The sequence below is a fragment of the Mycobacterium sp. FW102-FHT13B02 genome (assembly GCF_058790275.1).
Window position 1 is genome coordinate 263,009 of the sequence record NZ_JBYTCM010000001.1, and the last position, 24,343, is coordinate 287,351.

22 protein-coding genes are annotated in these 24,343 nt (G+C 67.7%); 16 read left to right on the forward strand and 6 right to left on the reverse strand.

Annotation, left to right across the window (positions count from 1 at the left end; all coding sequences use genetic code 11):
• Positions 1–3: 3 nt before the first annotated feature.
• Both AC3WTE_RS01265 and AC3WTE_RS01270 read right to left on the reverse strand, forming a co-directional pair.
• Positions 4–741 (reverse strand): Rv0361 family membrane protein, encoded by a 738-nt coding sequence (locus tag AC3WTE_RS01265; RefSeq protein WP_492434975.1) that lies wholly within the window; start codon positions 739–741, stop codon positions 4–6.
• Positions 742–836: 95 nt separating this feature from the next.
• A complete protein-coding gene (locus tag AC3WTE_RS01270; RefSeq protein ID WP_492434977.1) occupies positions 837–1,550 on the reverse strand; it encodes an Rv0361 family membrane protein in 714 nt (237 codons plus the stop codon).
• 185 nt (positions 1,551–1,735) lie between these two features.
• Between AC3WTE_RS01270 and AC3WTE_RS01275 the strand changes: the two genes are divergently transcribed.
• The 9 genes from AC3WTE_RS01275 to AC3WTE_RS01315 all read left to right on the forward strand — a co-directional run bounded on the left by AC3WTE_RS01275 (position 1,736) and on the right by AC3WTE_RS01315 (position 13,825).
• The gene (locus tag AC3WTE_RS01275; protein ID WP_492434979.1) at positions 1,736–2,143 is read left to right on the forward strand and encodes an OsmC family protein; all 408 of its coding nucleotides are present in this window, start codon (positions 1,736–1,738) and stop codon (positions 2,141–2,143) included.
• Positions 2,140–2,445, forward strand: coding sequence for an acylphosphatase (locus tag AC3WTE_RS01280; RefSeq protein WP_492434980.1), 306 nt, complete (start codon positions 2,140–2,142; stop codon positions 2,443–2,445). The genes AC3WTE_RS01275 and AC3WTE_RS01280 overlap by 4 nt, the downstream gene beginning before the upstream one ends.
• A gap of 51 nt (positions 2,446–2,496) precedes the next feature.
• Positions 2,497–6,084, forward strand: coding sequence for a chromosome segregation protein SMC (gene smc / locus AC3WTE_RS01285; protein WP_492434981.1), 3,588 nt, complete (start codon positions 2,497–2,499; stop codon positions 6,082–6,084).
• A gap of 105 nt (positions 6,085–6,189) precedes the next feature.
• Positions 6,190–7,473: a DUF222 domain-containing protein gene (locus tag AC3WTE_RS01290; protein WP_492434982.1), complete on the forward strand. Its 1,284-nt coding sequence runs from the start codon at positions 6,190–6,192 to the stop codon at positions 7,471–7,473.
• Between the two features lie 125 nt (positions 7,474–7,598).
• On the forward strand, positions 7,599–7,943 hold the full coding sequence (locus AC3WTE_RS01295) for a hypothetical protein (protein ID WP_492434983.1): 345 nt from the start codon (positions 7,599–7,601) through the stop codon (positions 7,941–7,943).
• Between the two features lie 113 nt (positions 7,944–8,056).
• Positions 8,057–9,391 carry a signal recognition particle-docking protein FtsY gene (gene ftsY, locus AC3WTE_RS01300; protein ID WP_492434984.1) on the forward strand — a complete coding sequence of 445 codons (1,335 nt, stop codon included), beginning with the start codon at positions 8,057–8,059 and terminating at the stop codon, positions 9,389–9,391.
• 217 nt (positions 9,392–9,608) lie between these two features.
• Entirely contained in the window at positions 9,609–10,928 is a 1,320-nt protein-coding gene (locus AC3WTE_RS01305; RefSeq protein ID WP_459369587.1) for an ammonium transporter, read from the forward strand.
• Positions 10,929–10,979: 51 nt separating this feature from the next.
• Positions 10,980–11,318, forward strand: coding sequence for a P-II family nitrogen regulator (locus AC3WTE_RS01310; RefSeq protein WP_043393419.1), 339 nt, complete (start codon positions 10,980–10,982; stop codon positions 11,316–11,318).
• Positions 11,319–11,335: 17 nt separating this feature from the next.
• Positions 11,336–13,825 (forward strand): [protein-PII] uridylyltransferase, encoded by a 2,490-nt coding sequence (locus AC3WTE_RS01315; RefSeq protein ID WP_492434986.1) that lies wholly within the window; start codon positions 11,336–11,338, stop codon positions 13,823–13,825.
• Positions 13,826–13,832: 7 nt separating this feature from the next.
• Here the strand turns inward: AC3WTE_RS01315 and AC3WTE_RS01320 are convergent, their stop codons facing one another.
• A complete protein-coding gene (locus tag AC3WTE_RS01320) occupies positions 13,833–16,007 on the reverse strand; it encodes a molybdopterin-dependent oxidoreductase (protein ID WP_492435467.1) in 2,175 nt (724 codons plus the stop codon).
• 107 nt (positions 16,008–16,114) lie between these two features.
• Between AC3WTE_RS01320 and ffh the strand changes: the two genes are divergently transcribed.
• Together ffh and AC3WTE_RS01330 are read left to right on the forward strand one after the other, a co-directional pair.
• Positions 16,115–17,689, forward strand: coding sequence for a signal recognition particle protein (gene ffh / locus AC3WTE_RS01325; protein WP_492434987.1), 1,575 nt, complete (start codon positions 16,115–16,117; stop codon positions 17,687–17,689).
• Positions 17,690–17,693: 4 nt separating this feature from the next.
• Entirely contained in the window at positions 17,694–18,758 is a 1,065-nt protein-coding gene (locus AC3WTE_RS01330; protein ID WP_492434988.1) for an amidohydrolase family protein, read from the forward strand.
• On the opposite strand, the gene AC3WTE_RS01335 is transcribed toward AC3WTE_RS01330, so the two are convergent.
• Together AC3WTE_RS01335 and AC3WTE_RS01340 are read right to left on the reverse strand one after the other, a co-directional pair.
• Entirely contained in the window at positions 18,752–19,609 is an 858-nt protein-coding gene (locus AC3WTE_RS01335) for a D-alanyl-D-alanine carboxypeptidase family protein (protein ID WP_492434990.1), read from the reverse strand. The genes AC3WTE_RS01330 and AC3WTE_RS01335 overlap by 7 nt on opposite strands.
• Positions 19,610–19,673: 64 nt before the next feature.
• On the reverse strand, positions 19,674–20,552 hold the full coding sequence (locus AC3WTE_RS01340) for a D-alanyl-D-alanine carboxypeptidase family protein (protein ID WP_492434991.1): 879 nt from the start codon (positions 20,550–20,552) through the stop codon (positions 19,674–19,676).
• A gap of 72 nt (positions 20,553–20,624) precedes the next feature.
• Between AC3WTE_RS01340 and AC3WTE_RS01345 the strand changes: the two genes are divergently transcribed.
• The 5 genes from AC3WTE_RS01345 to trmD all read left to right on the forward strand — a co-directional run bounded on the left by AC3WTE_RS01345 (position 20,625) and on the right by trmD (position 23,178).
• Complete coding sequence (locus AC3WTE_RS01345; RefSeq protein ID WP_492434993.1) at positions 20,625–21,047, forward strand: nuclear transport factor 2 family protein; 423 nt, start codon at positions 20,625–20,627, stop codon at positions 21,045–21,047.
• 175 nt (positions 21,048–21,222) lie between these two features.
• Positions 21,223–21,699: a 30S ribosomal protein S16 gene (gene rpsP / locus AC3WTE_RS01350; RefSeq protein WP_492434994.1), complete on the forward strand. Its 477-nt coding sequence runs from the start codon at positions 21,223–21,225 to the stop codon at positions 21,697–21,699.
• Positions 21,696–21,938 (forward strand): RNA-binding protein, encoded by a 243-nt coding sequence (locus AC3WTE_RS01355; protein ID WP_003881089.1) that lies wholly within the window; start codon positions 21,696–21,698, stop codon positions 21,936–21,938. Before rpsP ends, AC3WTE_RS01355 begins: the two co-directional genes overlap by 4 nt.
• A 2-nt stretch (positions 21,939–21,940) precedes the next feature.
• Positions 21,941–22,468 carry a ribosome maturation factor RimM gene (gene rimM, locus AC3WTE_RS01360; protein WP_455983373.1) on the forward strand — a complete coding sequence of 176 codons (528 nt, stop codon included), beginning with the start codon at positions 21,941–21,943 and terminating at the stop codon, positions 22,466–22,468.
• A gap of 5 nt (positions 22,469–22,473) precedes the next feature.
• Positions 22,474–23,178, forward strand: a complete 705-nt coding sequence (gene trmD / locus AC3WTE_RS01365; protein ID WP_492434996.1) for a tRNA (guanosine(37)-N1)-methyltransferase TrmD — start codon at positions 22,474–22,476, stop codon at positions 23,176–23,178.
• On the opposite strand, the gene AC3WTE_RS01370 is transcribed toward trmD, so the two are convergent.
• Complete coding sequence (locus AC3WTE_RS01370) at positions 23,175–24,098, reverse strand: serine hydrolase (RefSeq protein WP_492434998.1); 924 nt, start codon at positions 24,096–24,098, stop codon at positions 23,175–23,177. The genes trmD and AC3WTE_RS01370 overlap by 4 nt on opposite strands.
• Positions 24,099–24,343: the final 245 nt, after the last annotated feature.

A 24,343-nucleotide genomic window follows, 5' to 3' on the forward strand; every position in this document is an offset into this window, starting at 1 on the left:
AAGCTACTTCAGTCCGGGCAGGCCTTTGAACTTCGGCGAATCGGTCATGCAGAACTTCCACTCGCCGCCTTCTTTGCGCAGCGGGACGTTCGTGGTCGTTCCGCTCGACGATTTGACGTCCACCGTCGCTCGATCGCCGTTGACGTTGATATCGGTGATCTCGGCGCCGCCGGTTGGACCAGGGCTGTCGCTGCCCTTGTCGAATTTGCCCGCTATCGAGGGCAGCTTGTCGTAGAGCTTTACGTCATTGGCGCAGGAGTGCGCCTTGAAATCGTCGAAGGTATCGATGCGCGACGTCATCAGGTCGCGAATCTGGTCCTCTTCCGACGTCGGGCCGGCGGCCGTCACTCCGCTGCTGCCGGATGCCGACTGCGAGTCCGAACCTGACATCGCGATGAGGATGACGACCACGATGACCAGGACGACGGCGAAGATTCCCGCACCGATGAGCGCGAACGTCCGGTTCCGATTGGGCGGAGTGGGCGGCGGGAATCCGGGCTGGCCGGGGTATCCCGGACCCATCGGATACCCGGGGACCGGACCGTATCCGGGCTGGCCGTAGCCGCCCGGGTACCCGTACTGCGGCTGGCCGTAGGCCGGTTGTCCGTACTGCGGCTGCCCGTACGCGGGTTGCCCGTACTGCGGTTGCCCGTACGCGGGCTGGCCGTATCCCTCGGGCGGCTGCTGTGGCGGCTGCCAGGGCTGAGCGCCCGGATCCGAGCCGGACGGGGGATAGGTCATGTCTGCGCGCTCCCTGTGAAATGTGCCTGGTGTCCAACGTAACACCAGCTTGACTGCCCGAAATGCCAACCGCGGCCGGGCAAGTCACAGGTCGGTCACTTCATGCCGGGCAGGTTCTGCAGCTGCTTCAGTTGCGGTGAGTCGGTGAAACAGATCTTCCACTCACCGCTTTCTTTGCGGAAGTACAGCGTGCCGGAACGTTCCAGGCCGGTGCTCGACGTTGCGGTTACCTCCGCGGTGGCGGTGTCACCGGTCACGTTGACACTGTCGACCGTCGCTTTGCTCTTGGCACCGGTCGGATTGGTGCCCGTGCTGTCGGCGATGCCGGGGAACTTGCTGAAGAACTTCTGGTCGTTGGCGCAGGCTCGTTCTTTGATCGACGACGGTCCGGAGCTCATCAGGCTCCGAATCTGGTCTTCGTCGGAGTTGCCGCCCAGAGCGCTGAGCCCGCCACCGGAGTTCGAGAGGAGCACCACGGCGAGCACGATGCCGACGACGATGATGACCGCGAGGCCGCCGATCAGCGCCCACTTCGGGCCATTCGATTTGGGTTGCGGTGCACCGGGGAAGCCCGGACCTGCCGGGTAGCCCGGCGGCTGCCCATACCCCGGTTGGCCGTACCCCGGTTGGCCGTACCCCGGTTGTCCATATGTCGGCTGCCCGTAGGCGGGCTGGCCGTACGCGGGTCCGGGTTGGGGTTGGCTGTATCCCGGTTGGCCGTAGCCGCTCGGCGGGAACCCGGGGGCAGGCTGCTGCGGCGGCTGCCACGGCTGAGAGCCCGGCTGCGGCCCGAGCGGGGGATAGGTCATGTGTGGTCGCTCCCTGTGAACTGTGCTTGCAGTCCAACGTAACACCGCGGGCCGCCTACCACCGGAAACGCCGGTCGGCCCGGCCCTACTTCATCCCGCGCAGCTGCTGAATCTTCTGCATCTCCGGCGAGCTCGCCAGGATCACCGGCAGCAAAGGGGTCGCGCACGCACGGTACAAATGACGCATGACGGAACTGTGGGTCGAACGCACCGGGGTGCGCCGCTATACCGGGCACAGCTCGCGCGGAGCAGAGGTCCTCGTCGGATCCGAGGACGTCGAGTGCGTCTTCACCCCCGGTGAACTCCTCAAGATCGCGTTGGCGGCGTGCAGCGGGATGAGCAGCGACGCACCGTTGCGTACCCGGCTCGGCGACGACTACGGCGCCACCATCCGGGTTTCGGGAGCTCCGGACCGGGAGAACGAGGTCTATCCGCTGCTGCAGGAGTCCATGGAACTCGACCTCTCGAGCTTGTCCGAGGACGAGATCAAGCGACTGAAGATCGTCGTCGAGCGGGCCATCGACAAGGTCTGCACGGTGGGCCGCACGCTGAAGGCGGGCACCGAGGTCACCTTCGAGTTCACCGACAAGTGACCACTGACGGTCCAAATGCCGGCTCCGCCGACGTAGTCCGGCTGTCGGCCTGGGTGCACGGCCACGTGCAGGGCGTCGGCTTCCGGTGGTGGACCCGGGCCCGGACGCTGGAGTTGGGCCTCACCGGCTACGCCAGTAACAAGCCCGACAGCCGCGTGCACGTCGTGGCGCGGGGTCCGCGCGCCGACTGTGAGCGATTGTTGGAGCTCCTGCGCGGTGGCACGACCCCGGGCACGGTGACCACCGTCGTCGAGGACTGGGCCGCCGCGGGCGACCCGATCGACGGCTTTTCCGAGCGTTAGACGCCCAGGGGTCCCCGGCATTTAACCGTCGCGACGGTAGGGTTTCACCCCATGCATCTGAAGAGTCTGACGTTGAAGGGCTTCAAGTCTTTCGCGTCGCCGACGACTCTTCGCTTCGAACCCGGTATCACGTGCGTGGTGGGGCCGAACGGTTCGGGCAAATCGAACGTCGTCGACGCCCTGACCTGGGTGATGGGCGAGCAGGGCGCCAAGACGCTGCGCGGCGGCAAGATGGAAGACGTCATCTTCGCCGGCACCTCCTCGCGGGCCCCGCTGGGCCGGGCCGAGGTGACGCTGACCATCGACAACTCGGACAACGCCCTGCCGATCGAATACTCCGAGGTGTCGATCACCCGCCGCGTGTTCCGCGACGGCGCCAGCGAGTACGAGATCAACGGCAGCAATTGCCGGCTGATGGACGTGCAGGAACTGCTGTCCGACTCCGGTATCGGCCGCGAAATGCACGTCATCGTCGGCCAGGGGAAGCTGTCGGAGATTCTGGAATCGCGCCCCGAGGACCGTCGCGCTTTCATCGAGGAAGCCGCCGGCGTGCTCAAGCACCGCCGGCGCAAGGAAAAAGCGGTCCGCAAGCTCGACGCCATGCAGGCCAACCTGGCCCGCCTCACCGACCTGACCACCGAACTGCGTCGTCAGCTCAAGCCACTGGGCCGGCAGGCCGAGATGGCGCGGCGCGCGCAGACCATCCAGGCCGACCTGCGTGATGCCCGGCTGCGGCTCGCCGCCGACGACCTGGTGACCCGGCAGGCCGAGTTCGATGACACCAACCAGACCGAGACCACACTGCGGCGTGAGCACGGCGAGGTGGCCGAACGCCTCGAGGCCGCGTCGGCCGAACTGGCCGGCCACGAAGCCGCGGTGTCGGGCCTGTCCGGCCGGGCCGAGGCTGCCCAGCAGACCTGGTTCCGGCTGTCCGCGCTGGCCGAGCGGGTCAGTGCCACCGTGCGCATCGCCACCGAGCGCACCAACCTGCTGGACTCCGATCCGGAGGTGTCGACGGGACCGGACCCCGACGCACTGGACGCCGAGGCCGACGCCGTTGCCGAGCACGAGGAACAGTTGCTCGCCGAACTCGCCGAATCCAGGACCCGGCTGGAGGCCGCCCGTGGCGCGCTGGCCGAATGCGAACGTGCCGCGGCCGACGCCGAACGTGCCCAGATGGCGGCGGCCCGCGCCGAGGCTGACCGGCGCGAAGGCCTCGCACGGTTGTCCGGCCAGGTCGACACCATGCGCACCCGCATCGAATCGATCGACGAGCGCACGGTCCGGCTGAGCGGCAGCATCGAGGAAGCGGCCGCCCGGGTCGAGCAGGCGAAAGCCGAGTTCGAGCTCGTGCAGGGCAAGGTCGGTGAACTGGACGCCGGCGAGTACGGGCTCGATGAACATCACGGGCGGACCATCGCGGCCATGCGCCAAGCCGACGAACGGGTCAGCGAGCTGCAGGCGGCCGAGCGTGCTGTCGAGAAGCAGGTGGCTTCCTTGCGGGCCCGCATCGACGCCCTGTCGGTGACCCTCGACCTCAAAGACGGATCGGCGTGGTTGCAGAAAAACCATGACGGCTCAGGGCTTTTCGGCTCGGTGGCGGAGTTGCTCAAGGTGCGGTCCGGTCATGAAACCGCAATTGCGGCCGTACTGGGTGCCGCTGCTGACGCCTTGGCGGCCGACAGCTTCGAAGCCGCACGCGCCGCGGTGGCCGCGCTCAAGCAGGGCGACGGTGGCCGTGCGGCCATTGTGCTCGGTGACTGGCCTGCCGAAACTGCTTCGCCGCGTGGCGAATTGCCGTCCAACGCCCAATGGGCGCTGGATCTGGTCGAGGTGCCGGCCCGGCTCTCGGGCGCGATGAGCGCCATGCTGGCGCGGGTTGCGGTGGTCGCTGATCTCCCTGCGGCGTTGGATCTGGTGGCCGCGCGTCCGGAACTGCGGGCAGTGACGGCCGACGGCGATCTGGTCGGCGCCGGCTGGGTCAGCGGTGGCTCCGATCGCAAGCCGAGCGCCCTGGAGATCACCTCGGAGATCGAGAAGGCACGCACCGCGCTGATCGACGCCGAGCGCCAGACCAGCGAGTTCGGTGCCGCGTTGGCGGGTGCGCTGGCCGAGCAGTCGGCGCGGCGGGACGCCGTCGAACACGCGCTGGCCGCGCTGCACGAGTCTGATGCCACCATCTCGTCCGTCTATGAGCACTTGGCACGGCTGGGGCAGGAGGCCCGGACGGCCGATGCCGAATGGCAGCAGCTGATGGCGCAGCGCGATGAGCTGGAGGCCGGCCGCAGTCGTACCCTGGCCGAGCTGGCCGAGTTGGAAGATCGCCTCCACAACGCGCAGCAGGAGCCGATGTTCGACGCTGAGTTCGTCGACCGCTCCGAGACGACGGCGGCCGCAGAAGAGGCGCGAGCGGTCGAGGTCGAGGCCCGGCTGACGGTGCGGACCGCCGAAGAACGAGCGAACGCCGTTCGCGGCCGGGCGGATTCATTGCGCCGAGCCGCGGCGGCCGAGCGTGAGGCCCGAGTGCGGGCCGCACGGGCCCGGGAAGCACGGGAGAACGCGGCGAAGGTCGCCGCCGCGGTTGCCGACTCCGGCCGGCTGGTTGCCGAAAAGCTGGCTGCCACAGTGGCGCTGGCGGCACGCGAGCGCGACGCACTGGCCACCGAGCGGGCCCAACGCTCCGAGGGATTGACGCGCGTCAGGGCGGAAGTGTCCGAACTCAGTGCCCGCGCGGGCGCGCTGACCGAGGCGCTGCATCGCGACGAGGTCGCGAAAGCGCAAGCGGCCCTTCGCATCGAGCAACTCGAGCAGCAGGCGCTCGAGCAGTTCGGGATGGCGGTGGCCGACCTGGTCGCCGAGTACGGCCCGGATGTGCCGCTGCCGCCGACCGAACTCGAGATGGCCGAATACGAGCAGGCCAAAGAACGAGGCGAGCAGGTCACCGCGCCCGCGCCCATGGCCTTCGACCGGCCCGCCCAAGAGCGGCGCGCGAAGAAAGCCGAGAAGGAACTGGCCGAGCTCGGCCGGGTGAATCCGCTGGCGCTGGAGGAGTTCGCCGCGCTCGAGGAGCGCTACAACTTCCTGTCCACCCAGTTGGAGGACGTCAAGGGTGCCCGCAAGGACCTGATGGACGTCATCGCGGACGTCGACGAGCGCATCCTGCGGGTCTTCACCGAGGCTTACGCCGACGTGGAAGCGGAGTTCAGCCAGGTGTTCCAAACGCTGTTCCCCGGCGGCGAGGGCCGGCTGCTGCTGACCAACCCCAGCGACATGCTCACCACCGGCATCGAGGTCGAGGCCCGGCCGCCGGGTAAGAAGGTCAAGCGGTTATCCCTGCTGTCCGGTGGCGAGAAGTCGCTCACCGCGGTCGCGATGCTGGTGGCGATCTTCCGGGCGCGCCCGTCACCCTTCTACGTCATGGACGAGGTCGAGGCCGCGCTGGACGACGTGAACCTGCGCCGTCTGATCAGCCTGTTCGAGCAACTGCGGGAGAAGTCGCAGCTGATCGTCATCACGCACCAAAAGCCGACCATGGAGGTCGCCGACGCGCTGTACGGCGTCACGATGCAGGGCGACGGCATCACACAGGTGATCTCGCAGCGCATGCGCGGCCAGGAGTTGGTCTCGAACCCCTCCTAGACGAGGGCCTTTGGTTGCGGGCGGTCTTCACGGTCGATCTGCATCTCGACTTCGGTGGCGCGTGTCAGATGGCGCGTGTCAGACCAGCCTGGCATAGTAGAACATGTGTTCGAACATGTGGGGATCGGGGCCGGCGGTGTGCTGGTCCACGATGCCGGCGTGGTCGACGCCATCACTCACAGTGCCCGGGTGGAAGCGCGGGCCGCGAGCATCCGCTTCGCCGCGATCGCCGACCTGGTCGCGTTGCGGGTCGATGGTCAGGGCGATCGGCAGTGGTGGGCCTGTGACGGCTGGGATGCCGCGGCCGCTGAGGTCGGTGCTGCCTTGGGGATCGGGTCCAGGGAAGCGTGCGGGCAGATGGCTACCGCGGTCGCGCTGCGCGATCGTCTGCGCGCGGTGGCGGCGGTGTTCGCCGACGGTGGTGTCTCGGCGCGGACGGTCGGGATGATCTGTTGGCGCACCCGTCTGGTGGAGGACGCCAACACCCTGGCCGTGATCGATGCTGCGCTGGCGGGGGCGTTGTCGGAGTGGGCGGGGTTGTCCCGCAAGAAGATTGAGAAGAAGATCGACGGTTGGGTGCATAAGTTCGACCCGGCTGCGGTGCTGAAGGTCCGGTCGGTGGCCCGCTCGCGTGGGATTGGGGTCGGCAAGCCCGATGATGACACTGGGGTGGCGTCGATCTGGGGTGCGCTGCTGGCCACCGATGCAGAACTGTTCGATCGGGCCTTGACTGCCCTGGCGAGCCAGGTCTGCGAGAACGATCCGCGCACGTTCGCACAGCGCCGCGCCGATGCGTTGGGGGTGCTGGCGGTGCGCGGCGACCGGTTGGTCTGCCAGTGTGGCACCGCCGAGTGTCCGGCCGCTGGGCCTGATGTGCGGGCGGCGGCGGTGGTGATCCATGTGCTGACCGATGCGCTGCCGGCGCCGGTGGCTGATCGGTTGCTCAGCGGGGACCCGGCCGCACCCCTGACCCCGCCGGTGCCTGAGCCCGAGGCTGAGTCGGTCGTCGAGACGACACCCGCCATTCCAGCCGCGGCAGATGTCGCGCCCACGCCGGTGCCCGACGCGGCAGCGACGCCTGTCGCGGCCACCGCTGCGGCCAAAGTCCCGGCCCCCGTGCGCACGCCGGTCGGCTACATCGTGGGTGGCGCGGTGGTGCCGCCGGCGATGTTGGCCGATCTGGTGGCCCGCGGCGCGAAGGTCCGCACCGTCGCCTCGGCGATCGGTCTGGGTGGGGTGTCGCGGTACCGGCCGTCGGCCGCGATCGATGAGTTCGTGCGGATGCGGGCGATGACGTGCATGTTCCGGGCTGCGATCAGCCGGCCACCGCCTGCGACCTGGACCACACGGTGCCGTGGCCGGGCGGGCCGACCCATCCGGGCAACTTGAGTCCTAAGTGCCGCAAACACCATTTACTCAAGACCTTTTACGGTGGGCCCGAGGGCTGGCGTGACCGTCAGCTCGCTGATGGGACGATTGTGTGGACTGCACCTACTGGCCACACGTATACCAGCGTGCCCACTAGTCGAATCTTGTTCCCCGGCAAGGTCACCGACACGCCGCTCCCGGATCCGCCGCCGCCGGATGCCACTGATCTGGACACCCCACCAGCGCCGGGGCGGGGTGTCATGATGCCCGTTCGGCGCCGCACCCGCGCCCAAAACCAGGCCCAACAGATCGCCTACGAACGCGCCCTCAACGAAGCCGACATCCACGCTCGAGAGGCCGCCCAAGAAGCCGCCGCCCGCCGCCGCGAGGAGCTGCAAGCCGCCCGCGAAGCCGGTCGTCGGGCAGGCGAAGCAACGGCGTCCGGCGAGCAACATGCACCCGCAGAAAACGACATCCCACCACCGCCGTGAACACTCGGATGGATTGATATCCCCGCCTGAGCCGATCGTTGTGCCGATCTGCGCCAGCCGGGCGGACGTCTGCCATGCGCGGCGGGACTTGGTGCGGCTGACAGAATGGCACGGTGTCGGAAGGTCTCTGGATCGCGCTAGCGGTCGTCGCAGTTCTCGTTGTCACTGCCCTGGTCGTCGGATTCGTCCGCTACCGGCGCAGCCGCATCTCCCTCGCCGCGCCGGAGGAGACGCCGAAGCTGGACCGCTCCGGTGGCTACAGGGCGTCGTCGGGTTTCACGTTCAGTAGTTCTGACACCGCGGAGAAATTGCCGACCGTAGGCGACGACGCCGAGATTCCGCGTGACTCGCGTAAGCGCACCATCGCCGATGTCCAGCTCCCGGAGCCGGAAGTTGTGGCCGAGCTGGAAGTCGTGGCTGAGCCGGGAGTCGTGGCCGAACCGGAACCGGACGTCATCGTGGCGCCCGAGCCGGCTCTCGCTCCCGAACCCGAGCCAGAAGCCGAGGTCACGCCGCGCGACGAAATCGCGCCCACCGCCGGCCGGTTGGAGCGGCTGCGCGGCCGCCTGGCCAAGTCGCAGACCACGCTGGGCCGCAGCATGCTGGGCCTGTTGGGCGGCGGCGACCTCGATGAGGACTCGTGGGAGTCCATCGAAGACACCCTGCTGATCGCCGACCTGGGGCCGGTCGCCACCGAATCGGTCGTCACCGCGCTGCGCAGCCGGATGGCCGAGGCCAACGTGCGCACCGAGGCCGATGCCCGCGCGGTGCTGCGCGAGGTGCTGATCAAGGAACTGCGGACCGACCTGGACCGGTCCATCAAGGCACTGCCGCACGCCGACAAGCCGTCGGTACTGCTGGTGGTCGGGGTCAACGGAGCCGGCAAGACCACCACCGTCGGCAAACTGGCCCGCGTGTTGGTCGCGGACGGTCGCCGCGTCGTGCTCGGGGCGGCCGATACCTTCCGCGCCGCCGCTGCCGACCAGCTGCAGAGCTGGGGCGCCCGCGTCGGCGCCGACATCGTGCGCGGTCCAGAGGGCGCCGATCCCGCCTCCGTGGCGTTCGACGCCGTCGACAAGGGCATCGCAGCGGGCGCTGACGTCGTCGTGGTCGACACGGCGGGCCGCCTGCACACCAAGACCGGCCTGATGGACGAGCTGGGCAAGGTCAAGCGCGTGGTTGAGAAGCGCGCCAAGGTCGACGAGGTGCTGCTGGTCCTCGACGCCACCATCGGACAGAACAGCCTGCCGCAGGCCCGCGTCTTCGCCGAGGTGGTCGACATCACCGGCGTGGTGCTCACCAAGCTCGATGGAACCGCAAAGGGTGGCATCGTGTTCCGCGTGCAGCAGGAGCTCGGTGTGCCGGTCAAGCTCGTCGGCCTCGGCGAGGGCCCGGACGACCTGGCGCCCTTCGAGCCCGCGGCCTTCGTCGACGCTCTCTTGGGTTAACAGGACTCCCGCGAGCTGGGCATACCTCGCGGTTGCGGGGGTTCTCACGTCTGCTCAGCAGGGGTGAGAGACGTCATTAACCGCGCCGAAACGTAACTGGTCAATCCGTTCACATATGCGAAACGCCCGCGCGCCGTCGGCGAAACAACCGATGCGCAAAGTTCTGGCCTAGGTCATTGGCATCTGCCCGTGACATGGGTTAAGGAGGAAGCGGCCAGTGGATGGATTCCCGATCTTGGGCACGCCGGACACCGGTGACACAGCATGGATGCTGGCGAGCTCAGCGCTTGTCCTGTTGATGACACCGGGTCTGGCGTTCTTCTACGGCGGCATGGTGCGCCGTAAGGGTGTGCTCAACATGATCATGATGAGCATCAGTGCCATGGGTGTCGTCACGGTGTTGTGGGTACTGTTCGGCTACTCGATGGCGTTCGGCAATGACAAATGGAACATCGTCGGGGATCCCACGCAGTACTGGGGGCTCAAGGGCTTGATCGGCGGTAACTCGCTGGTTCCGCACCTTGCCGCGGGTGCCACTGCGGCGGTGAAGATTCCGCTGGCCGGAACCATTCCACAGCTGGTGTTCGTCGCGTTCCAGCTGATGTTCGCGATCATCACCGTCGCCCTGATCTCCGGTGCGGTCGCCGACCGCCTCAAGTTCGGTGGCTGGCTGCTGTTCGCCGGACTGTGGGCGACCTTCGTCTACTTCCCGGTCGCGCACTGGGTGTTCGCCTTCGACGGCATCACGGGCGAGCACGGCGGCTGGATCGCCAACCACCTCAAGGCGATCGACTTCGCCGGTGGTACCGCGGTCCACATCAACTCCGGTACCGCGGGTCTGGTGCTGGCCATCATCCTGGGCAAGCGTTCCGGCTGGCCGGGCACCATGATGCGCCCGCACAACCTGCCGTTCGTCATGCTGGGCGCCGGTCTGCTGTGGTTCGGCTGGTACGGCTTCAACGCCGGCTCTGCGCTGAACTCTGACGGTGTCGCAGCCTCGACCTTCATCACCACCACCGTGGCGACCGCCGCCGCGATGCTGTTCTGGCTCCTGACGGAGAAGATTCGTGACGGTCACGCCACCTCGCTGGGTGCGGCGTCGGGCATCGTGGCCGGTCTCGTTGCGATCACCCCGTCCTGCTCGTCGGTCAACGTCCTCGGCGCTCTGGCGATCGGTGCGGGCGCCGGTGTGGTGTGTGCCCTGGCCGTCGGTCTGAAGTTCAAGCTGGGCTTCGACGACGCGCTGGACGTCGTGGGCGTGCACCTGGTCGGTGGTCTGTTCGGCACGCTGATGGTCGGCTTGGTTGCCGCACCCGAGGCTCCGGCTGCGGTCAAGGGCCTGTTCTACGGCGGCGGATTCGATCAGTTGTGGCGTCAGGCCGTCGGCGCGTTCGCGGTGCTTGCGTACTCGGCGATCGGTACCGCTATCTTGGCGTTGATCGTGAAGTACACCGTGGGCCTGCGCCTCGACAAGGAGGACGAAGCCAACGGTATCGACGAGGCCGAGCACGCGGAAACCGCTTATGAATTCGCGTGATCGGGAAGGATTCACGATGACATCCACGGGTATTTGGAAGGACTCAACCAAATGAAGTTGATCACGGCGATCGTCAAGCCGTTCACGCTCGAAGACGTCAAGACCGGCCTGGAGCAGATGGGCATCCTCGGGATGACCGTCAGCGAGGTACAGGGCTACGGGCGGCAGAAGGGCCACACCGAGGTCTACCGTGGCGCCGAGTATTCAGTGGACTTCGTGCCGAAGGTGCGGGTCGAGGTAATCGTCGACGACTCTTCCGTCGACAAGGTCGTGGATGTCATCGTGCAGGCCGCGCGGACGGGCAAGATCGGTGACGGCAAGGTGTGGGTCACCTCCGTCGAAACCGTGGTGCGCGTCCGTACGGGCGAGCGGGGCAGCGACGCCATCTGACGGCGGCTGACCACCAGATGACCAAGCAGACACCAGATTCCGCTGCCGGGGCCGACGACACTTCGGTTTCGCAGGCTTCGGCAGCGGGATCACCCCGTCCGGCAAGCGACCTGAGCGCCGCTGTCGAGCAGTTGCTCGCCGGTGGCGCGCGCCGGCTCGATTCGGCGGCGTTGCGCGAGGCTCTGGTTGATCTGTATGAATTTTGGCTTGCCGCAAAGGCAACCGAGATCGGCATCACTGAGACCAGCGGCTTCGCCATCGTGGCGACCGGCGGCCTCGGACGGCGGGAAATGCTGCCGTACTCGGACCTGGACTTGATGCTGTTGCACGACGATCTGCCGCAGGACGTCGTCACCGAGGTCGCCGAAGCGCTCTGGTACCCGTTGTGGGACGCCAACATTCATCTGGACCACAGCGTCCGGACCGTGCCGCAGGCACTCAAGACCGCGGCCGGCGACATCTCCGCGGGGCTGGCCATGCTCGATGCGCGGCACATCGCCGGCGATTCGGATCTGTCGTCCCTACTGGTCGGCGGTGCCCGGCGGCAATGGCGGACCGGGATCGCCTCCCGTTTCACCGAACTGATCGAGCATGCCGCGGCGCGGTGGGAGCGTTCCGGTCAGATCGCGCACCGCGCCGAGCCGGATCTGAAGAACGGCCGCGGCGGCCTGCGTGATGTGCAGCTGCTGAACGCGCTGGCCATGGCGCAGCTGGCCGACGTCTACCCGAGCCGTTCGGTGGCATCACCGATCGGCACCCTGGCCGACGCGCATCTGGCGTTGCTCAACGTTCGCACCGAGCTGCATCGGGTCTCTCACAAGGGGCGCGAGATGGTGCTGGCCCAGTACGCCGACGAGGTCGGCGGTGCGCTGGGTATCGGTGACCGCTTCGATCTGGCCCGGATGATCAGCGATGCCGCCCGAACCATCACCTTCTATGTGGACGCCGGCGTGCGTACCGCGGGGAATGCCTTGCCGCGCAGAGGCTTCGCCGCACTCAAGCGACCGGTACGACGGCCGCTCGACGAGGGCGTGCTCGAGTTCGGCGGTGAGGTCATCCTGGCTCGCGACGCCAAACCGCAGCGCGACCCAGGCCTGATTCTGCGAGTGGCTGCGGCTGCGGCCACCAACGGACTGCCCATCGCGGGCTCGACGCTGGCGCGGCTGGCCGAGTCGGCGCCCGAACTGCGGGCTCCGTGGCCCAAGGAAGCGCTCAACGACCTACTCGTGATGCTGACGGCCGGGCCGGGCACGGTGGCCACCGTCGAGGCCCTCGACCGAACCGGGTTGTGGGGCCGGTTGTTCCCGGAGTGGGGCGCGATCCGCGACCTGCCGCCACGCGACGTCGTCCATATCTGGACCGTCGACCGGCATCTGACCGAAACCGTCTCCCGGGCAAGCGCTTTCACTACCAGGGTGGACAGACCCGATCTGCTGGTGTTGGGCGCGCTGCTGCACGATATCGGCAAGGGGCGAGGCGGCGATCACAGCAGGATCGGTGCCGAGCTGGCCAACCAGATCGGTCTGCGGCTGGGACTGTGGCCGGCCGACATCGAAGTGCTGGTCAAGATGGTCCGCTACCACTTGCTGCTGCCCGATACCGCGACTCGCCGAGACCTGCAGGATCCCAACACCATTGCCGCCGTGGTCGACGCACTCGGCGGCGACCCTGTGCTGCTGGAGCTGCTGCATGCGCTGGCCGAGGCGGATTCACTGGCCACCGGCCCCGGCGTGTGGGGTGACTGGAAAGCCTCCCTGATCGGCGATCTGGTGCGGCGGTGCCGGCTGGTGATGGCGGGGGAGAGCTTGCCGCACCCTGATCCCATTGATTCGAAACTACTTTCGCAGGCCAACCAAACCGGGGTCCATGTCGAGCTGGCGGCGGCCGACAGTGCGCACCTGTTCAACGTCACGATGATCGCTCCGGACCGGCGGGGCCTGCTGTCCAAAGCGGCCGGGGTGCTGGCGCTGCACTCGCTGCGTGTGCACTCGGCGTCGGTCAACAGTCACGAAGGACTCGCCATCAACACGTTCGTGGTGTCGCCGCACTTCGGCTCGCCACCGGCCGCCGAACTGTTGCGCCAGCAGTTCATCCTGGCGCTCGACGGGGAGCTGGACGTGCTCGCCGCGCTGGAGCAGCGCGACGAGGAAACACCGGCCCCGACCCGGCGCGCCGGTGAGATTCCAGCAGCCGTGCCCGGCTATCACACGATCGCGCCGCCGCGCGTGCGGTGGTTTGCCGGGTCCTCGGCCGGTGAGCTGGTGGTGCAGATTCGCAGCGCCGACCGGCCCGGCCTGCTCGCCCGGCTGGCCGCCGTGGTCGAGCGCAAGGGCGTGGACGTCGCCTGGGCCAAGGTGACGACGCTCGGCGCGACCGTCGTCGACGCCTTCGGTCTGGTGGTTTCCGAGGCCTTCACCACCGCAGAGGCGCAGGCCGCGTTCGAGCAGGACTTGTATGCGGTGCTGCCTGCCCCGCTACCGGTCAAGCCGGCTACAGCCGCCAGCTGATACCGGTTCAGCCGGCGCTGACTTTCACCCACGTGTTGTTGACGGCCGCCGTCCCGGTGAAGGGGTCCACCAACGCAGGATCGTGGAGGTCGTTGACATTGGCGCCGGGCAGGGTTTCGGCGTGACGCCAGCCGGTGTTCGTGTGTCCCCAGCCGTGCGGAACCGCAACGGTGCCAGGGCGGATATCGTCGCTGATGTCCAGCGGCACTTCGATCTGCCCTACCGCTGAGGTGACGCGCACCTGTTCGCCCTGGGCAAGGCCGCGGGCGCTCGCATCGTCGGGGTGCATCAGCAGCGTGCACTTGTTGGAGCCGCCGGTCATCGACGGCAGGTTGTGCAGCCAGGAGTTGTTGCTGCGCAGTTGACGCCGCCCGATGAGCTGCAGGTCGCGGCCGGATTCGTCGGTGGCGTTGGCGGCCTCGTCGAGCAGCTGGACAGCGGCCGCGATGAATTCGGGGGGCGCCAGGGCCACCTTGCGGTCGCGGGTGGCGATCACCTCGCGCAGCCGCGGTTGCAGGGGGCCGAGGTCCAGCCCGCCGGCGCTGGACCTCAGGTCGTCCATGGTCTTGCCCTTGCGGCCCTTACGGATTCGTCCATGCGGTCCGGTTGCCAGCGCTACCGCCGCCATGCGCATCGGGTTGGCGAACCCGATCAGCGCGGTGCGCAGCGGTGCGGTCAATTGTCGCAGTGGAGCCGGGAGGAGTTCCATGGTCAGGCGACTGAGGATTTCCCAGTCCTCCAAAGCGCCTGCGGGCGGGTCGAAGGACCGGTGCTGATAGCGAATGTTGTTGCGTACGCTGAAGATCGTCGTCAACAGCCCGACATCTTCGCGCTCCAGTGGTGACACCGGCGGCAGGATGAAGTCCGCGTGCCGGGTGGTTTCGGTGACGTACATGTCCACTGCCACATACAGATCCAGCGATGCCAGCGCCTCACCCAGTCGGCCCTTCTGTGGCACGGAGGACGCCGGGTTGCCGGCGTAGGTGATCATCGCGCGGATCTGGCCGTCCCCGGGGGTGAGGATTTCGTCGGCCATCGCGACGGCGGGCAGCTCGGCGCGGAAGGATTGGTAGCGGCCGGACCGGTCGGTCCACGCCCCGTGTCCCACCGGGACGTACTTGGCCAGCCGTGGCAGGTCGACGATCGGCGTGGAGAACATGGTCCCGCCCGCGCGGTCCAGGTTGCCGGTGACTGTGTTGAGGACCATGACCAGCCAGCTCGCCAGGGTCCCGGTCCGCTGCTGGCAGATTCCGATCCGGGCGTAGATGGCGGCCGATTCCGCGGCCGCGTGCTCGCGGGCCAGGCTGCGGATCGTGTCCGCGTCCACCCCGGCGCGCTGTGCGACAGCCTCCGGACTGGCGCCGCCGACCAATCCCTTGAGTTCGTGCCATCCGGTCGCGATCTGATCGAGAGCCGCGGTATCGCAAAGGTTTTCATTGATCAGCACATGCAGCATGCCCAGCAGCAGGTACGCGTCGCCGCCCGGGCGTACCGACACGTGCTGGTCGGCCATCCGGGCGGTCTCGGTCCGGCGGGGGTCGATGACGACGACTGTGCCGCCGCGCTCGCGGACCGCCTTGAGGCGGCGTTTGGCGCCCGGCATGATCGACATCGAACCGTTCGACACCGCGGGGTTGGCGCCCAGGATCACCAGCCGCTGGGTGCGGTCGATATCGGTGATCGGGACCAGGACGTTGGAGCCGAAGACCCGCCACGCGGCATATTCGTGCGGCATCTGGTCGAGCGTGGATGCCGAGAAGAAGTTCGGGGTCAGCAGGGCCGCTCGCAACATCAGACCGTAGAACGCGCCCGAACTGTGCGCTGCCGGGTTTCCCAGGTACATCCCGGCCGAGCGAGCCCCGTGCTCCTTGCGGATGCGGCGCAGCCGGACCCCGATCTCGGCGAAGGCGTCGTCCCAAGTGACCGGTTCGAAACTGTCGCCGACCCGCCGCATCGGCGTGCGCAGCCGGTCGGGATCGTGGTGCAGGGCACCCATGGCGGTGGCCTTGGGACAGATATAGCCCTTGGAGAAGACGTCGTCGGGGTTGCCCTCGATGCGGCTGACCTTGCCGTCGGTGACCGTGACGTGGATGCCGCAGTGCGCCTCACACAGCGTGCACTGGCTGACGTGCGTGGTGGCGACCGCATCGTCTGTAGCGCGGTGTACTCCGGGTAGGGGCATGTCGATCGCTGTCACAGGGCCTCCGGGACGATCTGGCTACGTGCGTGACCAGACTATCCACGACAGTGCGCTCCAGGCCAGACCCGGCCGCCCGTTAGGCTTGTCCCGTGTTTGAATCCCTGTCCGACCGGTTGACCGGTGCGCTGTCGGGTCTGCGCGGCAAAGGCCGGCTGACCGACGCCGATATCGACGCCACCGCCCGCGAGATCCGCCTGGCACTGCTCGAGGCCGACGTGTCGCTGGCGGTGACGCGCGAGTTCATCGGCAGGATCAAGGACCGCGCCAAGGGCGCCGAGGTTTCCGGTGCGCTGAACCCGGCGCAGCAGGTCGTCAAGATCGTCAACGAGGAGCTCATCGGCATCCTCGGTGGGCAGACGCGTCAGCTGGCATTCGCCAAGACCCCGCCGACGGTCATCATGCTGGCCGGTCTGCAGGGCTCCGGTAAGACCACCCTGGCCGGAAAGCTGTCGAAATGGCTTGCCGAGCAAGGACATACACCGCTGCTGGTGGCCTGCGACCTGCAACGTCCAGGCGCGGTCAACCAGCTGCAGATCGTCGGTGAGCGGGCGGGCGTCAGCGTCTTCGCCCCGCACCCGGGAGTTTCGCCCGACGGCGTGACCATCGACCAGATGACCACCGGTGACCCGGTTTCGGTTGCCGCCGCGGGTCTGGCCGAGGCCAAGGCCAAGCACTTCGACGTCGTGATCGTCGACACCGCCGGCCGACTCGGTATCGATGAAGAATTGATGGCCCAGGCCGCCGCGATCCGCGACGCCGTCAAGCCTGACGAGACGCTGTTCGTCCTCGACGCGATGATCGGTCAGGACGCCGTCACCACCGCCAACGCCTTCCGTGAGGGCGTCGGCTTCACCGGTGTCGTGCTGACCAAGCTGGACGGCGACGCCCGCGGTGGTGCCGCGCTGTCCGTGCGTGAGGTCACCGGCGCGCCGATCCTGTTCGCCTCCGCCGGCGAGAAGCTCGAAGACTTCGACGTCTTCCACCCCGACCGCATGGCGTCGCGCATCCTGGGCATGGGTGACGTGCTCACCCTCATCGAGCAGGCCGAGCAGGTCTTCGACCAGAAGAAGGCCGAAGAAGCCGCGGCCAAGATCGGGTCCGGTGAGCTCACGCTCGAGGACTTCCTCGAGCAGATGCTGATGATCCGCAAAATGGGTCCCATCGGAAACCTGCTGGGCATGCTGCCCGGTGCCGGTCAGATGAAGGAGGCGCTGGCCGCCGTCGACGACAGCCACCTGGACCGGATTCAGGCGATCATCCGCGGTATGACCCCCGCCGAGCGGTCCGACCCGAAGATCATCAACGCCTCCCGGCGACTGCGCATCGCGAACGGCTCCGGCGTCACGGTGGCGGACGTCAACCAATTGGTCGACCGCTTCTTCGAGGCCCGCAAGATGATGTCGCAGATGGCCGGCCAGATGGGAATGCCGTTCGGCCGCAAGAACACCCGTAAGGCCGCCAAGGGCAAGAACAAGCAGGCGGGCAAGGGCAAGAAGGGCGGACGGGGCCCGACGCCGCCGAAGGTCGCCAACCCGTTCGGCCTCGATCCGAGCGCGTTGCCGGGCGGCTTCCCGGACCTGTCCAACATGCCGCAGGGGCTCAACGAGCTACCGCCGGGGCTTGCCGACTTCGATCTGTCGCAGCTGAAATTCCCGAAGAAGTAAGCGCGTGATCCTGCACGTGCGCGGCCGGGCGTTGCCCGATGGCGAACAGGTGCAGTGGTGGATACACAGCGGAGTGCTGTCGGCTGAACCGCTAGCAGGCGCCGAGACCATCTTCGACGGTGGCTGGATCATCCCCGGCCTGGTCGACGCGCACTGCCATGTGGGCCTGGGGCCGGGTGGTGCGGTCGAGCTCGACGAGGCACAGCGGCAGGCCGAGACCGAACGACAGGCCGGTGCGTTGCTCCTACGCGACGCCGGCTCGCCGGTGGACACCCGCGCCTTCGACGACCGCGATGACCTGCCACGGATCATCCGGGCAGGTCGGCACCTGGCCCGGCCCAAGCGCTACCTGCCCGGGCTGCCGATCGACATCGAGGACGAGTCGCAGCTGCCGCAGTACGTCGCCGAACAGGCCCGCCGTGGTGACGGCTGGGTCAAGCTCGTCGGCGACTGGATCGACCGGGGAGTGGGCGACCTGGCCCCGCTGTGGTCCGACGACGTGCTCAAACAAGCCATCGCGGCCGCGCATGCCAACGGCGCGCGGGTGACGGCGCATGTGTTCGGTGAGGAAGCGTTGCCGGGGCTGATCAACGCGGGAATCGACTGCATCGAACACGGCACCGGGATCACCGACGACACCATCGAACTGATGCTGGCCCACGGTACGGCGCTGGTCCCGACCCTGATCAACATCGAGAATTTCCCCGGCATCGCGGAGAAGGCGGCCAAGTTCCCGGCGTACGCCAAGCACATGCGCGATCTGTACGCGACGTGCCCGCAGCGGGTCGGGGCCGCGCACGAGGCCGGGGTGCCGATCTATGCGGGCACCGACGCCGGCGGCATGATCGCCCACGGCCGGATCGCCGACGAGGTCACCGCCCTCGGCCGCGTGGGGCTGAGCCCGACGGAGGCACTGGGGGCGGCCAGTTGGGACGCGCGAAAGTGGTTGGGGCGTCCGGTACTCGAGCACGGCGCGTCGGCTGACCTCGTCTGTTACCACGACGACCCGCGGTTGCTGGGTGTGCTCGACCACCCCGCGCTGGTGGTCCTGCGCGGCCGCGTCTACTGACTTGCGGGGTACTGGCTGAAACCCCAGTCGAACAACTGTCTTGCCTGCGGGTAGAGGTCGCCGGTGCCGTACATCTGCACCACGACCAGCCGGTGGCTCCCGCGCTGCGCGGCGCCGACGTACGTCTTGCGGGCCCGGTCCGTATAGCCGGTCTTGCCGGCGAAATCGCCCGGATACCCCGTCAACAGCTCGTTCTGACTGGTCAGGGTACGGCCGGGGAACTGCGCGGACGTCTGTCGGAAAATCTCGGCGATCACGGGATACGTCAGTGCGGCGCGGTAGATCACTCCCAGGTCGCGCGGCGTGGTGATCGACTCCCAGCCGGGGCCGTCGAGCCCGGAGGGCGAGCCGGCGTGCGTGCTGCGGGCCCCGAGCGCGGCCGCCTTGCGGTTCATGGCGGCCACCGTGACGCGTTGCCCGCCGAGCATGTCGGCCAGCATGTTGGCGGCATCATTGCCAGACACCATCAGCAACCCGTCCAAGAGCTGGCGCACGGAGTACACCTGGCCCGGTTTGAGCCCGACGCACGAGCACTCGACCTTGGTGTGTGACTCGTTGGCCCGGCCCAGGGCATCCGGACGCAGGTTGTCCAGCACGACCATGGCCAGCAGTGGCTTGATGGTGCTGGCCGGGGCGTACGACCCGCCCGGGTCCTGCGATGCCAGCACCTGCCCGGTGTCGAGGTCGGCCACCAGCCAGGCTTTGGCAGGACCATTGGCCAGCGCCTGCGCGCCCGTGGGCTGCCCGGTGGGTTCGGCTGCGGCTCGATTGTCGGCACCGCCGACGGCGGCGATCGGGGCCGCCAGTGCCGTGCTGAGGGCCAGTACCGCTGCCGTGAACAGTCTGCGCACGAGCGCCGACGCTACGGACCGGAGGCTGCGATGAGCTCGCGCCGAGATTCCGGTCGGGTATCGGTTAGAGGGAACCGATACTGACCGAGCGCTCCTGCGCGAAGCCCCAGTCCAGCAACTGCGAGGCCTGATCCCAGTAGGTCGGGCCGCCCTCGTGCACCATGCCGTACATCATGGCGATGACCAGTCGGCGTCCGCCGCGGTCGGCGGCGGCCACGTAGGTCTTCTTGGCGGCGTCGGTGAAACCGGTCTTGCCGCCGATGGTGCCCGGGTACCGCTGCAACAGCTGGTTCTCGTTGACGATCTGCTCGGTGCCGTTCTTGCCGGGGAACGTCGCGGCGGGCTGCGCGGTGATCTGCGCGAAGTAGGGGTTGGCCATGGCGGCGCGGAAGATGATCGCCAGATCGCGGGGCGTGGTCCAGCCCGAGCCGCCGGCGCCGTCCAGCCCGGACGGGGTGGCCGCGTGGGTGTCGACGGCGCCGATGGAGGCAGCCTTGGCGTTCATCTTGGCGACCGCGACGTCGTAGCCGCCGATCATGTCGGCCAGGGCGTCGGCGGCGTCGTTGCCCGACGTGAGCAGCACCGCGTCCAGCAGCTGGCGGGCGGTGTATACGTGGCCCGGGACGATGCCGGCGCAATTGCACTCGACCTGGGTGTCGGCGACGGTGCCGGCCACGGTCGCGTCCAGGCTCGGCAGCTCACTGAGCGCGGTCAGCGCCAGCAGCGTCTTGATGGTGCTGGCGGGCGGGTGCCGCAGGTCGACGTCGCGGCCGGCGAGAATCTGGCCTGAATCCATGTCGGCGACGATCCAGGCCGGGGCCGGTCCCGCCGGAATCGGCACGGTGCCGACCGGCTGGATGTCGGGATCAGCGGCCGCCACCGGCGGCACGACCAGGACCACGAGCGTCAGCGCGGCCATGACGGCCGTTGCGAACCTTCCCATGGAGCCAGCAGCCTACTGTCCGAACCTGGACGGTGCCGTCTCTGCGGCGCCGCGGTGGTGTTCAATCGGACCATGTTGAGTCTGGAAGAGATCTCGGACCGTCTGGAAATCCAACAACTGTTGATCGCGTACTCGACGGCCATCGACACCCGCCGATTCGACGATCTGGCGCAGGTTTTCACGCCTGACGCCTACATCGACTACCGCGCGATGGGTGGCATCGACGGGCATTTCCCCGAGGTCAAGGAATGGCTGTCCCAGGTGCTGCCGAATTTCCCCGCCTATGCGCACATGCTCGGCAACTTCGACGTGACCATTACCGGGGATACCGCGACGTCACGGACCATCTGTTTCAACCCCATGGTGTTGCCCGGTTCGGAGCCGCCTCAGGTGCTGTTCTGCGGTCTCTGGTACGAGGACGAGTTCCTCCGCACGCCAGAGGGCTGGCGCATGACGCGCCGTGTCGAGACGAAGTGTTTCGACCGGGTGGTCTGATCCCGCACCGCGGGATTTGGGCCGCTCGCAGCCGCTCTGGCAGAATGGTCGGCTGTCTGTCCGCGACTCGTTCAATGCGCCGCGCGGCGGTCACACACGTGAGGCAAGACCGGACCGGGCAATCCGCCCGAGTCGCTGAATTGCAGCGTGGCAATCATCAGGAGAAGTGCAGAACATGGCTGTCAAGATCAAGCTCACTCGGCTTGGCAAGATTCGCAACCCCCAGTACCGCATCATCGTCGCCGACGCGCGCACCCGCCGCGACGGCCGCGCCATCGAGGTCATCGGCCGGTACCACCCGAAGGAAGAGCCGAGCCTGATCGAGATCGATTCGGAGCGCGCGCAGTACTGGCTGGGCGTCGGCGCACAGCCGACCGAGCCGGTCGCTGCCCTGCTGAAGATCACGGGTGACTGGCAGAAGTTCAAGGGCCTGCCGGGCGCCGAGGGCACCCTGAAGGTCAAGGAGCCCAAGCCCTCCAAGCTGGATCTGTTCAACGCCGCGCTGGCGAACGCCGACGCCGCCCCCGGTGGCGAGGCGGTGACGCTGAAGAAGCGCAAGGACAAGACGGAAGAGGCCGCCGAGGTCGCCGCCGAGACTCCTGCCGCCGACACCGAGGCTTCTGCAACTGAGGCCGAAGCGCCCGCCGAATGAGCAGCGTCGTCGTCGACGCGGTAGAGCACCTGGTCCGCGGGATCGTCGACAACCCCGACGATGTCCGGGTCGACATGGTGACCAGCCGCCGCGGTCGCACCGTCGAGGTGCACGTGCACCCCGATGACCTGGGCAAGGTCATCGGGCGCGGGGGCCGCACGGCCACCGCGCTGCGGACGCTGGTCGCCGGTATCGGCGGCCGGGGCATCCGCGTCGACGTGGTGGACACCGACCAGTAAATATGGACCTCGTGGTCGGCCGCGTCGTCAAGGCGCATGGCATCAGCGGCGAGGTAGTCGTCGAAGTACGTACCGATGATCCCGGCGAGCGTTTCTCGCCGGGATCATCGCTGCGTGGCAAGCCGGGAGCCCGGAATCCCGGTCCCGAACGCACCTACGTCGTCGAATCGATGCGCGAGCATGGCGGCCGGCTGTTGGTGCGCCTCGATGGCGTGACCGACCGCAACGCGGCAGATGCGTTGCGCGGCACCCTGTTTCTGGTGGACTCCGCCAGTCTGCCGCCCATCGAAGAACCCGACGAGTTCTACGATCACCAACTCGAGGGCCTCAAGGTCCGCACTGTCGACGGTGTCGACGTGGGTGTGGTGACCGAGGTGCTGCACACTCCAGGCGGCGAATTGCTGTCCATCAAAAGAGAGTCCGGCGCCGAGCTGCTGGTGCCGTTCGTCACCCACATGGTGCCGACGGTGTCGCTGGCCGACGGTCTGGTGGAGATCGATCCGCCCGACGGCCTGCTCGAGTTGGACTGACATCCATGCGGATTGACGTCGTCACCATTTTTCCGGCGTATCTCGACGCGCTGCAACAGTCCCTGCCGGGCAAGGCCATCGCCAACGGCACGGTCGAACTCGGTGTGCACGACCTGCGGAACTGGACGCATGACGTCCACAAGTCGGTCGACGATTCCCCGTATGGCGGGGGTCCCGGCATGGTGATGAAAGCGCCGATCTGGGGCGCCGCCCTCGACGAAATCTGCACGCCGGAAACCGTTTTGGTAGTCCCGACGCCGGCGGGCCGGTTGTTCACGCAGGAACACGCGCACCGCTGGACCGGCGAGAAGCACCTGGTGTTCGCCTGTGGTCGCTACGAGGGCATCGACCAGCGGGTCGCCGATGATGCTGCGCGGCGGATGCGGGTCGAAGAGGTGTCCATCGGCGACTACGTGTTGCCCGGCGGTGAGTCCGCGGCGCTGGTCATGATCGAAGCCGTGGTGCGGTTGCTCCCCGATGTCTTGGGCAATCCGGTTTCGCACCAAGATGATTCACATTCCGCGCATGTCGGGGGAGTGCTGGAGGGGCCGAGCTATACGCGGCCACCGGTCTGGCGTGACCTCGAAGTGCCCCCGGTGTTGTTGTCCGGCGACCATGCCAAGGTGGCGGCGTGGCGTCGCGAACAGGGTCTGCAGCGGACGCGCGAGCGCCGGCCGGACCTGCTGAATCCGGATCGCTTGGGGGACTAGCTGATTCGCCCGCCCGGGAACATCGTCTTGACGGCGTTGGTAATGGTCGCGCGGGCCGTGGCGTCATCAGTGGGCTGCAGCGAGCCGATCGCCATGACGTAGCGTCGGTCGGCGCCGATCACACCGGTGGACATATGCATCCAGTTGTTGCCGTTCCACTCCGGCATCCAGCCCTGCTTCACCGCAACCGGTTCGCCATACAGGCCATCCGGGATGCCGAAGCGCTGCGGGTAGCCGTCGGCGCCGGAGGGCGTGGACGCGGCGAGATCAGACAGGATGATGCTGGCCTGCTCCGGAGGCAGCCCACCGGAACCGTTGAGCAACTGGTCGTAGTAGTGCACGAGATCGGTGGGGGTGCTCATGGTGTTCCACCACTTGCCGTCGTAGGGCACCGAGGTTCCGGTCAGCCCATAGCGGGCTGCGACGCGGGTGATGACGCTGTTGCCGCCGCTGCGGTTCCAGAAGACCTCGGCCGCGGAGTCGTCGGACGACCGCAGCATGGTGTCCAGTGCCTGGCGGTCGGTCGCGGTGAGCTCGATCTGGCCCTTGGCTTCCTGCAGCAGCAGGTCGTCGGCGATGAACAGCTTGGCCACTGACGCGATGGGCATCGGGGACCCGTCGCCGGTGGCGATCAGCTGGCCGGTGTTGCGATCGAGCACCGCGGCGCTGATCGACGCCCCGGCTGCCGAGGCATCGCTGCTGGCACTGCGTTCGCGGCCGTCGAGGCCCGTCATGGCCGCAGCGGGTTCGGCGGCCGGGGCATCCGGCATCTCCAGCGCGGTGACCACTGGTACGACGGTCAGCGCGATCCGATTAGGCGGCGGCGCTCCGTACACCTTCGCCTCACAGCCGGCTGTGAGCATCACCGCTGCTGCCGCGGCAGCGGTGATGGTCAGCAGCTTCAACGGCTGCGGGCGCATGGTTCTCCTAAGCCTGATGACGAACAAAACGTCACGACGGATAAAATTCTGGTTGATTAGCGTAACGGGTAAAGCTGTGTTGGGTGTGGCGTCTGTGACTGCGCCGAGTGTGATGTCTGCTGCACCGGGCCCGGTGGGGTCACGATTTCGTCACCCGGCGGCCGTCTGGCACAATTGAGCAGTTGTCCGCGCTGGGCGCGGGGTCGGCGTCTGTTTCGGATGTGTCCCCGCCCGCTGTGGCATCC